Here is a 12,454-nt window from a genome sequence, read left to right on the forward strand (position 1 = left end):
CCGGGCATCACTTTTCGACCGCGATCACCGGAATGTTCTGATTGTCATTGCCCGATGCACGACTTTCCTTGCGCTCGCTGAGCCAATCGTTGATCTGACCGCCAAACTCCGGCGGCGCCTTGCGCCCTGTGCGGCGCGCGAGGTCGAGAATGGTCTGTTGCGCCAGCGCTTCCTCCATGCGTTTTTGCGCCGTCAGCATGGCTGCGTTGATCCCGCAAACGCCTTCTGTTGCCCAACTCGGCGCACAGCCGTCGAACACCGCGCAGCGTCCCCGGATGTCTCGGCAATCGAAGATCAGCTTGCGCCCATCGATGGCCGTCACGATGTCCAGCAGGGTGATCTCGTCTGAAGGGCGGCCCAGCTTGAAGCCTCCGCGCACGCCCTCGGTCGCGACGACCAATTTGGCCTTCGCCAGTTTGGTGAACACTTTCGCCAGGTATTCCTGAGGCACGCCCTGCAACTCGGCGAGGTCACGCACGCTCGCCTCACGGCTGTCGCCACGCTCGTCCACCAGATACAGCAGGCAATGAATACCGTACTCGACACCGGCGCTGTAAAGAGACATTCGAATCTCCGACTGAATTGATCGTGCAGAAGCTAACAATTTGCGTGGATTACTGCAAGAAACAGCGCTTCCAGATGACCGGTGGCAGGCGATATTCGCTCGGTCGTGACAAAGTGGACGGCCGGTAATCTTCGTTAAATTACTAATTTATAACGTTTTTATTGAATATTTTGGCGAGGCAACGTCCCTCGATCTTGAAATACCGCTTGCTCAAAACAACTACGATCAATAGAGTCGTAGTTGTTTTGAGGCGGCTGCAAACTCCGACTCATCCGAACCTTCACAGGTCTGCGTGGAGCGATTGCCTGCCATGGCCACTGCGACCCACCTTGAAAGCGGCTTGTTACTTTTTTTGGAGCACACAATGAAAAAGCGAATTCTGATTATCGGCGCGGGTTTTGGTGGCATGTGGAGTGCGCTGAGCGCCACGCGTTTGCTGGACAAGCACGACCGCAATGACGTGGAAGTGACCGTATTGGCGCCGGAAGCGGTACTCGGTGTGCGCCCCCGTTTTTACGAGCAGGACGTGCATCAAATGCAGTCGCCGCTGGGGCCGTTGTTCGATGCAGTGGGCGTGACGTTCATCAAAGGCAAGGCCGACACCCTTGATGTGAATGGCAAATCGGTCAGCTACACCGGTGCCAACGGCGATAGAACTTCGATCAACTACGACAAACTGGTTCTGGCCGCGGGCAGCCGTGTCGTGCGTCCGGCGTCGATTCCTGGCATTGAACACGCGTTCGACGTCGATGCGATGGCCGAAGCGATTCGTCTTGAGCAACACATCAAGGCACTGGCCAAACAGCCTGAGTCGGCCACGCGCAATACCGTGGTGGTGGCGGGAGGCGGCTTCACCGGCATCGAAACCGCCACCGAAATGCCCGCCCGTTTACGCGCCGCGCTCGGTGCCGATGCCAACGTTCGCGTCATCATCGTTGATCGCGGTGAGAAAGTGGGTGCGGCGCTGGGCGAGAACATCAGCCCGTCCATCGTCGAGGCGACGGAGACACTGGGCGTGGAGTGGGTGGTGAATGCGTCGGTGGCCGCCGTCGATAGCAACGGCGTGACCTTGGCGGACGGTCGTCGTATCGACGCCAGCACCGTGGTCTGGACCGTCGGTGTGCGCGCCAGTTCGTTGACCGAACAGATTCCGGGCGAGCGCGATGCTTCCGGCCGTCTGCACGTGGACCGCAATCTCAAGGTAATCGGTCAGTCAGACATTTTTGCCACGGGCGACACCGCCTATGCCGCCACGGACGACGCAGGAAATTTCGCGCTGATGACTTGTCAGCACGCCATTGCGCTGGGGCGCTCGGCCGGCAACAACGTCGCGGCGGACCTGCTGGGTGAGGCGCCGATCCCGTACAGCCAGGTCAAATACGTCACCTGTCTGGACCTCGGCGCCTGGGGCGCGGTGTTCACTGAGGGCTGGGATCGTCAGGTGAAACTGACTAAGCAGGAAGGCAAGACGGTGAAGCAGCAGATCAACTCGGTGTGGATCTACCCGCCTGTTGCCGAGCGTGAAGCAGCGCTGGCGGCGGCGGACCCTTTGATTCCTGTCGTGGCGTAAGAAAACCGATCCGAAAAAAAGGCGCCTTGGGCGCCTTTTTTCTGTGTTGCAGGGGCGTCAATCCCACTGCGGCGCGAGGCTGCCCGGGCTGGTCAGGCGATGGCCGCGATCCAGCTTGGCGATCTCGGCCATGTCTTCATCGCTGAGTTTCAGGTCGACCGCTTTCAGGTTGCTCTCCAGATTGGCGCGTTTGGTTGACGAGGGAATCACCGCGTAACCCAACTGCATGGCCCACGCCAGCGTCACCTGAGCGGGCGTGGCGTTATTGCGCTTGGCAATCGCCTCGATGACCGGGTCTTTCAGCACTTCGCCGTAGGCCAGGGTCATGTACGACGTGATCTTGATGCCGTGCTGTTTGGCGAAGTCCGCCACGATGCGGTTTTGCAGGTACGGATGCAGTTCCACCTGATTGGTGGCGATGTGCTCGGCACCGACCGCTGCGATGGCTTCTTCCATCAACGCGACAGTGAAATTGGACACGCCGATCTCGCGGGTCAGACCTTGTTTCTTGGCTTCCAGCAACGCCCCCATGAATTCTGCGACCGACACCTTGCCGCCCGGCGAAGGCCAGTGGATCAAGGTCAGGTCAACATGGTCGGTCTTCAGCTTGGCGAGGCTTTCTTTCAGGCTCGGGATTAGTTTGTCGGCGGCGTAATTGTCGGTCCAGATCTTGGTGGTGATGAACAGCTCGTCGCGGGGCACGCCGCTTTGCGCAATGGCCGTGCCGACCTCGGCTTCGTTGCCGTAGATCTGCGCGGTGTCGATGACGCGGTAGCCCAGGTCCAGCCCGTTGCTCACTGAGTCGATGACGACCTGGTCTTTCAAACGAAACGTGCCGAGGCCAAATGCAGGAACAGTCATGAAAAGTCTCCAGTGCGAAGGTGAAAAGTGAGGCCCAGTATCCCGGTCCGGGCCCGGCGGAAAAACCGGGGGCGGAGCAAGGGAGTTTTGAGTGGGCGGCATGAATGCGCTGGAAGGGTAGAGCGGGCGCGGAGGGGGATCGTTCAGTCAAATACAGGTGAATGAAAAATTGTCATCGCGAATGAAATCGCTCCCAGAGGTCTGGTTCAACTGCACATGTGCAGGGGTTTCCGATCTCTGTGGGAGCGAATCTATTCGCGAAAAATGGCTTCGGCGCCGCTGATCTACCGATTCATGTCCATGATCAAACAGGTGGTGGTCCCGGTGGCGAAGAGGCGACCGTCAGCGTCGTAAATCTTGCCCTCGGCCAATGCCGTCGAACGGCCCAGATGCACCACCGTGCCTTCCGCCCGAATCGGGCCGGTCTTGTTGGTCAGCGCCCGGATGTAACTGATGCGCAGGTCCAGCGTCGTATAGCCCTGGCCCTTTTTCAATTGCGTGTGAATCGAGCAACCCATGCAAGAGTCGAGCAGCGTCGCGGCATAACCGCCGTGGACGATGCCCAGCGGGTTGTAGTGCTGGGGACCGGGCGTGCCCTGAAAAATGAACGTGCCGGGTGTCCACTCGATGGGCACGAAATCCATCAACTCACCGATGGGTGGGTGCGGGTAAACGCCGTTGCCGATGCCGTCGAAAAATTCCTGAGGCGTAAGCTGCGCAACCTCCGCGAGATTCATGCTGCCGGATTTGCCTAGGCGGGCGCGGATGGCGGCTTCCTGATCGTGCCAGAGGGCCAGGGTTTCTTCGCGAGAGGTGCTGTGCATGGGCGTACGCTCCGGGAGGCATCCGACAAATTGTCGGATGAGGAAAAATTACGACCATAATCCCGCGCATCCATGACGACCGCAATATCATAAATGTCCAGAGACTGCCCGAAACTGCCAGTCAGACAGTGCCGTCCCGCTTCACGAAGTGCTTGTGCATGTCGGCGGTCAGGGCTTCGACCCGCTCGGTCAGTGCCTTGGTCATCTCGGTCAGGCGGGTGTTCTGCTCCATCAACTCCAGCAGTTGCGCGGTGTTTTGAGTGGCGCGGGCCATGCGTTCTTCATTGGCCACGGCCAAGGCTTCACGGTGCTGGGCATCCGCGTCGGCGCTGGCTTTGTCACGGGCAGCCTGGCGGGTCTGAGCCAGCAAAATGAGAGGCGCGGCGTAGGCCGACTGAAGGCTGAAAGCGAGGTTGAGGAGGATGAACGGGTAAACGTCGAATTTCACCAGCCCGCTCAGGTTGGCCCCCACCCACAACAGGACCAGGAGGGTTTGCGCACCCAGAAACGTCGGCGTGCCGAAGAACCGAGCGAACGCCTCGGCTTTCAACGCGAAGGCGTCATTGCCAAAGGTCGGCCCGAGATGCGCGTGGGCTTTGTGAAAGCGCAGATGATCGACCTTCACAGGCGTGGGTTCGGTGGCGGGGCTGGAAGCAGCGGGTTCAGGCACGTCGACAGGCATGGGGCGTTCTCGCAGGCAAAAAAGAGAGGCCCACTATAGGCCCGCGCCCGCGGGCTTTGTACTGAACCTGCGCTGAACGCCCTGAACCCTCAATCGTCCTGATCGGGATACAACGGCTTGGACCGGTGCATGATGTTCGCGTAGTCGTACACATATTGACGGCCCGCGTGGCTGGTCATGCGCAGGCAGTCGATCAGTTGTCGCTCTTTCTTGTTCAGGTATCTCAACCCTTTGTGGTCACTGGACTTGAGGCGATCACGTTCATGGGCGTCAGGGAAGGTAATGACGTTCGTCATGAAATATCTCCTTGGTTAAATCCTTGTGCCCGGTTCCATATTCCGGGTTTACCGTTTGTCGTGCGACAACGCACCATACCCACAACACGTCAGACCCTTCAACCCTGCAAATGATCAACGGATCACAGTACGCGGGTGATCTCAAAGGATTGACGACTTCCATTGACGATGATGTCGAGATCGTCGCCGTCGAATTTGCCCAGCAGGTTCTGCCCCAGAGGCGCACGATGGGTGATGACGGTGATCAGTGTGCCTTCGACGTGAACCTTCAGGCCCGCCGCATCTGGCCCCAGAAACAGGTGCTGCTCGACGCCGCTGGCCGATTCGAGGGTGACGACGTCGCCCGATTGAATCCCGCGTTCTTCATCGAATGGCTTGAGCGTCAGCTTTTGATAGGCGACCAGCGCCTGGCGAATCTCTTCGACCCGACGCGCCTGCCCGGCGGCCAGGTACGAGGCTTCGAGGCCCAGCGTGTCGTACTTGTTCTCAGCGATGTTTTCTTCGTGGGTCGCGGTTTCGTAGGCGGTTTGTGCGGCACGAATCGCGACGTCCAGATCGACGGTCAGTTTCTCGATGATCCCGTGTAGGACCTGTTCCTTGTTCATGTCGTTGCTGTGTCTCGTCAGGTGTCAGCCGCAGAACTGATAAATCGCCGCGCGGCTCTTTTCGCTCGGGGCGGTCTGGTTTTGCTGCATCCAGAACTGGCATTTGGGACCGTTGAAACTGCGCTGCCGGTCGGCCTGTTCGGCTTCCTGGGCCTGGCGGGCTTCGCTGTCACGGAGGATCTGCCGGTATTGATCGAACATCGGGTTGTCGCTTGGCGGTTGGGGCTTGGCTGCAGGCGGGCTCGTCAGTTGCGCAGCGGCATTGTTGACGGCCTGCGTCTGTTCGGCGGGCAGGGCTTTGTAGATCAGCCAGGCCGTGAGAGCAACGGCCAGAAAACCCAGCCAGATGCCAACAGCGATGGACACAATGAGCTTCAACGGGCGGAGCGTGACAGACAGTTCGCGGTGATTGACGTACATGGCAGACTTCCCCACTTGCACACGGTCGATGCCGCCGATTGTCGCACGACCAAGGCTGGCGATTCTGCACCGTTATAAAGGACAATCCGTTTTTTTGAACATCCTCAGGGAGCCGGGATGAAAGCCTCTTGGGATATTTTCTGTACCGTTGTGGATAACTTTGGCGACGTCGGCGTGACGTATCGCCTGGCGCGGCAGTTGGTCGCCGAACACGACATGGATGTGCGCCTGTGGATCGACGACCTGTCGGCCTTCGCACGGCTGTGCCCGGGTGCCGATGCCGAGGCGGCCCAGCAATGGCGGGACGGGGTCAGCGTGCATGTCTGGGCCAAGGACTGGCAGTCGGTCGAACCGGCCGATGTCGTCATCGAAGCCTTCGGCTGTCATCTGCCACCTGCGCAGATCGAGGCGATGAAAGCCCGCGAGCCGCGTCCCCTGTGGCTGAACCTCGACTACCTCAGCGCCGAAGAATGGGTCACCGGCTGTCACGGCCTGCCGTCGCTGCAATCGAGCGGCGTTCAGAAGTTCTTCTTCTTTCCCGGATTCAGGGAGAGCACAGGAGGCCTGTTGCGCGAGGCGGGACTGATCGAACGGCGCCACGCCTTCGAGCAGAACCCGACGGCGCAACAGGCGTTTCTGGCCGATCTGGGCGTTTATCCACAACCCGGCGCGCGGCTGATGTCGCTGTTTGCCTATGAGCATGCGGGGTTGGGATCATGGCTGACCTGCCTGGCTCAGGATCGGCAGCCGACGCATCTGCTGGTGCCGGAAGGACGGATCATCAGCGACGTCGAGGGTTGGTTGGGGGTCGAGGGCCTCAGGGCGGGCGCGCTGCATGTTCGCGATCAACTGACGATTCAGGTCTTGCCCTTCGTGCGTCAGGAGGATTACGACCGGCTGTTATGGTGCTGCGCTTTTAACGTGGTGCGCGGCGAGGATTCGTTCGTCCGGGCGCAGTGGGCGGGGCGGCCCTTTATCTGGCACATCTATGAACAGGACGATGATGCCCATTGGGCCAAGCTCGATGCGTTTCTGGAGTTGTACCTGGCAGGGTTGTCCGAAGCAGCGGGGCAGGCGCTGACCGAAGTATGGCGCAACTGGAGTGCCGGACAGGACATGACGCACAGTTGGGCCGCGCTGGAAAAACACCGAAGTGAGCTGGCGGCGCATGCCGAGCGCTGGTGTCTGGAACGGGCCTTGCAGGACGATCTGACGACTGCGCTGGTAAGGTTTTATCTAAATTGGCTATGATACGCGCCCTTGTAGTAAGCCCTGTACGAAAAGTGGCTTTTCGTACAGGGCTTAGAAAGAACTTCAATCCAAATTCGGATATACGTAATGAAAACTGGCAAAGAGCTTAAACCCGGCACCGTGATCCGTATCGACAACGATCCTTGGCTGGTTCAGAAAGCTGAATTCACCAAGTCGGGCCGTAACAGCGCGATCATGAAGACCAAGCTGAAAAACCTGCTGACCGGCTACAAGACTGAAACCGTCTACAGCGCCGACGACAAGCTGGACGACGTGATCCTGGACCGTAAAGAAGCCACCCTGTCTTTCATCAGCGGTGACACTTTCACGTTCATGGACACCACTGACTACACCATGTACGAGCTGAACGCCGAAGACATCGAAGCCGTTCTGCCATTCGTTGAAGAAGGCATGACCGATGTCTGCGAAGCGATCTTCTTCGAAGAGCGTCTGGTTTCCGTAGAACTGCCGACCACTATCGTGCGCGTCGTTGACTACACCGAAGGCTCCGCTCGCGGCGACACTTCCGGCAAGGTCATGAAGCCTGCCAAGCTGGCCAACGGCACTGAGCTGCAAGTGGCTGACTTCATCGAAATCGGTGACAAGATCGAGATCGATACCCGTGAAGGCGGTTCCTACAAAGGCCGTGCTAAATAAGCATTGCGTTTGTAACGCTGGACACGAAAAAGCCCGACCATTGAGTCGGGCTTTTTTGTGGGCGACGGTTACCAGTTCATGAGAATCACCTATGCATTGATAGGGGTTGAATGCACCGGCCTCATCGCGAGCAAGCTCACTCCTACAGACGACGTGTGACTCTGTAGGAGTGAGCTTGCTCGCGATGAGGCCGGATAAAACCCCAAGGATCTATCCGGCCTGCGTCGTTTTACTTCAGGTGAACCTTCAATTCCTGCGACGCCTGCAACATCGCAGACCGCACTTCCGGCACTTGGCTGATGACGTTCAACAACCCGTAGTCGTGAATCATGCCGTTGTAGCGCACCGCCGTGACGGGCACCCCTGCCTGATCCAGCTTGCGAGCATAGGCTTCGCCTTCGTCACGCAGCACGTCGGCCCCAGCGGTCTGCACCAATGCTGGCGGCAGGCCTTTGAGCTGATCAGTCGTGGCGCGCAGCGGTGAGGCGTAGATCTCGGCGCGTTGCTTCGGATCGGTGGTGTAGTTGTCCCAGAACCACTTCATCATGTTGCGGGTGAGAAAGTGGCCCTCGGCGAATTGTTCATAAGAGCCGGTATCGAAGTTGGCGTCGGTCACAGGCCACAGCAGCACTTGGTAACGAATCGCCGGTGTGCCCTTGTCCTTCGCCATCAAACTGACGACGGCCGCCATGTTGCCACCGACGCTGTTGCCTGCCACGGCCAGACGCTTGCCATCGACGTTGATCTCCTTGCCATGCTCGGCCACCCATTTCGTCGCCGCATAGGCCTGGTTGATCGCCGTCGGGTAGTGCGCTTCAGGCGAAGGGGTGTAGTTGACGAACACCGCCACCGCACCGGAACCCTCGACCAAGTCGCGCACCAACCGCTCGTGGGTCGGGTAGTCGCCCAGCACCCAGCCACCGCCGTGGAAGTACATGAACACAGGCAAGGTCCCCTTGACGCCTGCCGGACGCACGATGGTCAGGCTGATGGTCTGGCCGTCAACCGTGATGGTCTTCTGGCTGACATCGGCTTTGGGCAGGGTCAGCTTGACCCCTGCCTGCGCACCGGTCAGTACAGCGCGGGCGTCTTTGGGCGACAGTTGCTCCATCGGTTTGCCCGTCCCCGCATTCAGGGCATCGAGAAACGCTTGGGTGCTGTGCTCGACGCCGGTGTCGGTGGCGGCGAAGGCGTTACCGATGGACAGCGCGAGGAGTGAGCCAGCCAGAATCTTGCCGAACGTGTTCATGTTTTTCTCCTTGGCGAGCGGATGAGTTAGACAGTCACGTGCAGACGGACGTCAACGTTGCCGCGGGTGGCGTTGGAGTAAGGGCAGACCTGGTGAGCGGCGTCGACCAGCGCTTGGGCGTCCGCTTGCTCCAGACCCGGCAGGCTGATGTGCAGGTCGATGTCCAGACCGAAGCCGCCAGGAATCTGGCCGATGCCGACATGAGCAGTGATCGAGGCGTCAGCTGGAATGCTGCGCTTGCTTTGGCCGGCGACGAATTTCAGCGCGCCGATGAAGCAGGCCGAGTAGCCAGCAGCAAACAGTTGTTCAGGGTTGGTGGCTTCACCGCCAGCACCGCCGAGTTCTTTCGGGGTGGCCAGTTTCACGTCGAGAATCTTGTCGCTGGAAACAGCACGGCCATCACGGCCACCGGTTGCGGTTGCGACTGCGGTATAGAGAGTTTGCATGATAATTCCTCACTGATGACGTTGGGTTATGTCTTTTAGCTTTGCGCTAAATGTTTGTGCGCTAAGCAAGTGAGATGAAATGTACTGCGCTAATGTTTAGTGCGCAAGATAAATTTCCAAAGAAATTTTTATGATTGACGAAAATTCGATCAACTCACTGATTCAAAAGGAAATTTATTCTCGGGTGTAAGCTGTCTTTTATGCGGGCGCCTGGGCATTCACCGGATTGCGCGAGGCAATGAGTCAAGGGAGGAGCGGCGGTCGTAAAGCCAGGCTCGGCACATCATCCCCATGCTCAGAAATGAAAAAGGCCAGCACGGGCTGACCTTTGAGGTGAGATGAGGAGGGATCAGAGGCTCTGATGCAAATTCCCTCGCAACCCCAGCAAATCTCGCTGCAATGCTTGCAGCTGTTCCACGGAGATGCCGCTTGCGGCAAGAATACAGTGAGGAATGCGCTGGGCTTTTTGGTGCAAGGCTTTGCCCTGTTCAGTCAGGTGCAAGAGCACGACGCGTTCGTCCTCCTTGCTGCGGGTACGGCTGATCAGACCTTCGACTTCCAGGCGTTTGAGCAGCGGCGTCAATGAGCCGGGGTCAGTCAACAGACGCGTGCTGACTTCTCCGACCGTCAATCCGTCCTTTTCCCACAGCACCAACATCGCCAAGTACTGGGGATAAGTGAGATTCAGTTCCTGAAGCAGTGGTTTGTACACCTTGGTCATCATCAACGATGTGGAATACAGGGCAAAACACAGCTGATTGTCCAGCAGCAACTCGTCGCAACTGCCAGCGCCCGCCTTGGTGGCGCTATCGTCGGCATTCATGGGTACGTCCTCGGTTAATCGGGAATGGCCACTAATTTAGTGCCATGATCTTTAATGCACCAGATAAATTGGCTAATCGTTGATCAGGCCTTTGTCTATCAGGGTCGCCGTTGACATGTATAAAACACGATTCGTGAATCGACTCATCACGATTCGTTGACGCCAATGCCGGTCTGTGGATTTCCTCCATTCCCCTGACTGCGTAGCATGCGCGCAGGACTGAAAAGAGGACCGGGTGTGATCGTTGATGTGGTGTGGTATCTGTTGTTGGGCGCGGCCATGGGCACATTGGGCGGTCTGTTCGGGATCGGCGGCGGGCTGGTGGCGATTCCTGCCCTGGGGGTGTTGTTTGGCCTCGATCAACAGCTGGCCCAAGGCACGGCGCTGTTGATGGTGCTGCCCAACGTGCTGTTGGCGTTGTGGCGCTATAACCAGCGCAACCGGATTTCGGTGCGCAACGCGATGATGCTGATCGTCCCGAGCTTCACGGTTTCCTGGCTGACGTCGCTGTGGGCCGTGCGGATTGATGCTCAAAGCATGCGGGTCGGCTTTGTCGGGTTTCTCATCGTGCTGACCCTGTTCAACTTGATCCAGATGTATTGGCGCAAAGGCGACGCCGGTGCCGAGTTGCGTCACAGCAAATGGTTGTGGGTGCTAGGTGTAGGGTCGGGTGTGACGGCGGGCATGTTCGGTGTCGGTGGCGGAGTCATCGCAACGCCGATCCTCACCGGTATCTTTGGCGCGACACAAGTCGCTGCTCAAGGCTTGGCACTGGCGCTGGCGGCCCCGGCGACGCTGATCACCATGACCACCTACGCCATGCACGGTCATGTGAACTGGCTGATGGGGATACCGCTGGCGATTGGCGGTCTGGCCAGCATCAGTTGGGGCGTCGCCCTTGCGCACAGCATGCCGGAGCGTCTGTTGCGTTCGCTGTTCTGCGTGTTCCTGGTGATCTGCGCCATCATGCTGTGCTTCCGGGTGTAGCCGCGAAAATCACAGCTTGAAGCCCTCGGCGATGTGATCGGCGAGGCATTCGGTGATGGGCGAAGGATTGCTCGGATTGCGCAACAGGACGATGCTTGCCGAGGGCAATTGCGGCAGCCCATTGGCCTCGCCGAGCACGCGCAAGTCCGAGGTGATCAGGCTTTCCAGTTGAGCCGTCACTGCCAGCCCGGCGCTGACCACGGCCATGATCGCCGCGAGGCTGGCGCTGGTGTACGCCACCCGGTATTCGCGGCCAACCGTATCCAGCGCATTACAGGCCCACAACCGGCAGAAGCAGTCGCTGTTGAACATCGCCAGGGGAATCGGCGACCGTTCGTGTGGGCAGAATCCCGCAGCTTCGGCCCAGACAAAACGCTCCTGACGCAGAATCTGGCCGATTTCCTTCCCCGGCTCGCGCGTGACGATGCTCAGGTCGAGGTCCTGACGTTGCAGCAGTTGTGCCGATGACTCGCAATGCACTTCCACCTGAATCAGCGGATACGCCTGTGCGAACCGCGACAAAATGCCGGGCAAAAACCGCATCACGTAATCGTCGGGCGTGCCGATTTTCACGGTGCCGACCATGTGCGGTTCGCGCAGTGTGTTGAACACCTCGCTGTGCAGTTTGAGGATGCGCCGCGCGTAGCCCAGCAGCACTTGCCCTTCTGCCGTGAGGTTCAATACACGTCCGTCTTTCTGGAACAGGGGGCGCTGAACCACGTCGTCTTCAAGTCGTTTCATCTGCATGCTGACCGCCGACTGCGTGCGGTTCACGACCTCGCCAGCCTTAGTGAAGCCGCCCTGATCGGCGATAGCGACAAAGGTGCGTAGCAGCTCGCTGTCGATACTCGGGTACGTGGCCATTGCATCAATCTCCCAGATGCACTGCATCAGAAACATTCGTTGGATTGATCTTAAGCCCGGGCAGACAATCTCGCCATCCCCACTTGGAGGGCAAGACGATGAAAGGTCAAAAAGGTTATGTACTGGTGCTGAAAACCCTGTCCCGCGACTCCATGATGGACCGCGCCTGGCATGCGGTCGCGGCTCGCGTCGCCCGCTGGCGCACGCTGCATCATGAGCGGGTTCAACTGGCAAGTTTGAGCGATGACGCGCTCAAGGACATTGGGCTGTCGCGCGCCGATGTCCTTGTCGAAATCGAAAGACCGTTCTGGGACGATCCACTTAAGCACTGACAGAGCAGGGCGGGATCGGGTA

Annotated in this window: 16 protein-coding genes; 5 read left to right on the forward strand and 11 right to left on the reverse strand. The window is 58.9% G+C overall.

What is annotated here, in order from left to right; all coding sequences use genetic code 11:
- Positions 1-7: 7 nt before the first annotated feature.
- On the reverse strand, positions 8-565 hold the full coding sequence (locus GVN17_RS18505; protein WP_166596702.1) for an Rrf2 family transcriptional regulator: 558 nt from the start codon (positions 563-565) through the stop codon (positions 8-10).
- A 364-nt stretch (positions 566-929) separates the two neighbouring features.
- On the opposite strand from GVN17_RS18505, the gene GVN17_RS18510 reads away from it, so the two are divergent.
- Positions 930-2,135 carry an NAD(P)/FAD-dependent oxidoreductase gene (locus GVN17_RS18510; RefSeq protein ID WP_166596703.1) on the forward strand — a complete coding sequence of 402 codons (1,206 nt, stop codon included), beginning with the start codon at positions 930-932 and terminating at the stop codon, positions 2,133-2,135.
- Between the two features lie 57 nt (positions 2,136-2,192).
- On the opposite strand, the gene dkgB is transcribed toward GVN17_RS18510, so the two are convergent.
- The 6 genes from dkgB to GVN17_RS18540 form a co-directional block, all read right to left on the reverse strand.
- Positions 2,193-2,996 carry a 2,5-didehydrogluconate reductase DkgB gene (gene dkgB, locus GVN17_RS18515; RefSeq protein ID WP_166596704.1) on the reverse strand — a complete coding sequence of 268 codons (804 nt, stop codon included), beginning with the start codon at positions 2,994-2,996 and terminating at the stop codon, positions 2,193-2,195.
- 284 nt (positions 2,997-3,280) lie between these two features.
- Positions 3,281-3,820: a PaaI family thioesterase gene (locus tag GVN17_RS18520; protein WP_166596705.1), complete on the reverse strand. Its 540-nt coding sequence runs from the start codon at positions 3,818-3,820 to the stop codon at positions 3,281-3,283.
- Between the two features lie 121 nt (positions 3,821-3,941).
- The gene (locus GVN17_RS18525) at positions 3,942-4,502 is read right to left on the reverse strand and encodes a DUF1003 domain-containing protein (RefSeq protein ID WP_166596706.1); all 561 of its coding nucleotides are present in this window, start codon (positions 4,500-4,502) and stop codon (positions 3,942-3,944) included.
- Positions 4,503-4,591: 89 nt separating this feature from the next.
- Positions 4,592-4,798 (reverse strand): hypothetical protein, encoded by a 207-nt coding sequence (locus GVN17_RS18530; protein ID WP_166596707.1) that lies wholly within the window; start codon positions 4,796-4,798, stop codon positions 4,592-4,594.
- Between the two features lie 122 nt (positions 4,799-4,920).
- Positions 4,921-5,403 carry a transcription elongation factor GreAB gene (locus tag GVN17_RS18535; RefSeq protein WP_166596708.1) on the reverse strand — a complete coding sequence of 161 codons (483 nt, stop codon included), beginning with the start codon at positions 5,401-5,403 and terminating at the stop codon, positions 4,921-4,923.
- Positions 5,404-5,427: 24 nt separating this feature from the next.
- On the reverse strand, positions 5,428-5,823 hold the full coding sequence (locus GVN17_RS18540) for a hypothetical protein (protein ID WP_166596709.1): 396 nt from the start codon (positions 5,821-5,823) through the stop codon (positions 5,428-5,430).
- A 117-nt stretch (positions 5,824-5,940) separates the two neighbouring features.
- On the opposite strand from GVN17_RS18540, the gene earP reads away from it, so the two are divergent.
- Both earP and GVN17_RS18550 read left to right on the forward strand, forming a co-directional pair.
- The gene (earP, locus tag GVN17_RS18545; RefSeq protein WP_166596710.1) at positions 5,941-7,074 is read left to right on the forward strand and encodes an elongation factor P maturation arginine rhamnosyltransferase EarP; all 1,134 of its coding nucleotides are present in this window, start codon (positions 5,941-5,943) and stop codon (positions 7,072-7,074) included.
- A gap of 87 nt (positions 7,075-7,161) precedes the next feature.
- On the forward strand, positions 7,162-7,731 hold the full coding sequence (locus GVN17_RS18550) for an elongation factor P (protein WP_166596711.1): 570 nt from the start codon (positions 7,162-7,164) through the stop codon (positions 7,729-7,731).
- Positions 7,732-7,960: 229 nt separating this feature from the next.
- Here GVN17_RS18550 and GVN17_RS18555 read toward each other — a convergent pair whose 3' ends face one another.
- The 3 genes from GVN17_RS18555 to GVN17_RS18565 form a co-directional block, all read right to left on the reverse strand.
- A complete protein-coding gene (locus GVN17_RS18555) occupies positions 7,961-8,980 on the reverse strand; it encodes an alpha/beta hydrolase (protein WP_166596712.1) in 1,020 nt (339 codons plus the stop codon).
- A gap of 26 nt (positions 8,981-9,006) precedes the next feature.
- Positions 9,007-9,426 carry an organic hydroperoxide resistance protein gene (locus GVN17_RS18560; RefSeq protein ID WP_166596713.1) on the reverse strand — a complete coding sequence of 140 codons (420 nt, stop codon included), beginning with the start codon at positions 9,424-9,426 and terminating at the stop codon, positions 9,007-9,009.
- A gap of 349 nt (positions 9,427-9,775) precedes the next feature.
- Entirely contained in the window at positions 9,776-10,249 is a 474-nt protein-coding gene (locus GVN17_RS18565; RefSeq protein ID WP_166596714.1) for a MarR family winged helix-turn-helix transcriptional regulator, read from the reverse strand.
- A gap of 240 nt (positions 10,250-10,489) precedes the next feature.
- Between GVN17_RS18565 and GVN17_RS18570 the strand changes: the two genes are divergently transcribed.
- Positions 10,490-11,236: a sulfite exporter TauE/SafE family protein gene (locus GVN17_RS18570; protein WP_166596799.1), complete on the forward strand. Its 747-nt coding sequence runs from the start codon at positions 10,490-10,492 to the stop codon at positions 11,234-11,236.
- A gap of 9 nt (positions 11,237-11,245) precedes the next feature.
- On the opposite strand, the gene GVN17_RS18575 is transcribed toward GVN17_RS18570, so the two are convergent.
- Positions 11,246-12,100, reverse strand: a complete 855-nt coding sequence (locus GVN17_RS18575; RefSeq protein WP_218576303.1) for a LysR substrate-binding domain-containing protein — start codon at positions 12,098-12,100, stop codon at positions 11,246-11,248.
- A gap of 98 nt (positions 12,101-12,198) precedes the next feature.
- Here GVN17_RS18575 and GVN17_RS18580 point away from each other — a divergent pair, with 98 nt between their 5' ends.
- Entirely contained in the window at positions 12,199-12,432 is a 234-nt protein-coding gene (locus tag GVN17_RS18580) for a DUF1127 domain-containing protein (RefSeq protein WP_166596716.1), read from the forward strand.
- The last annotated feature ends 22 nt before the right edge of the window (positions 12,433-12,454 follow it).

This window comes from Pseudomonas sp. SLFW (assembly GCF_009905615.1).
In the GTDB taxonomy this organism is placed as follows: domain Bacteria; phylum Pseudomonadota; class Gammaproteobacteria; order Pseudomonadales; family Pseudomonadaceae; genus Aquipseudomonas; species Aquipseudomonas bambusae.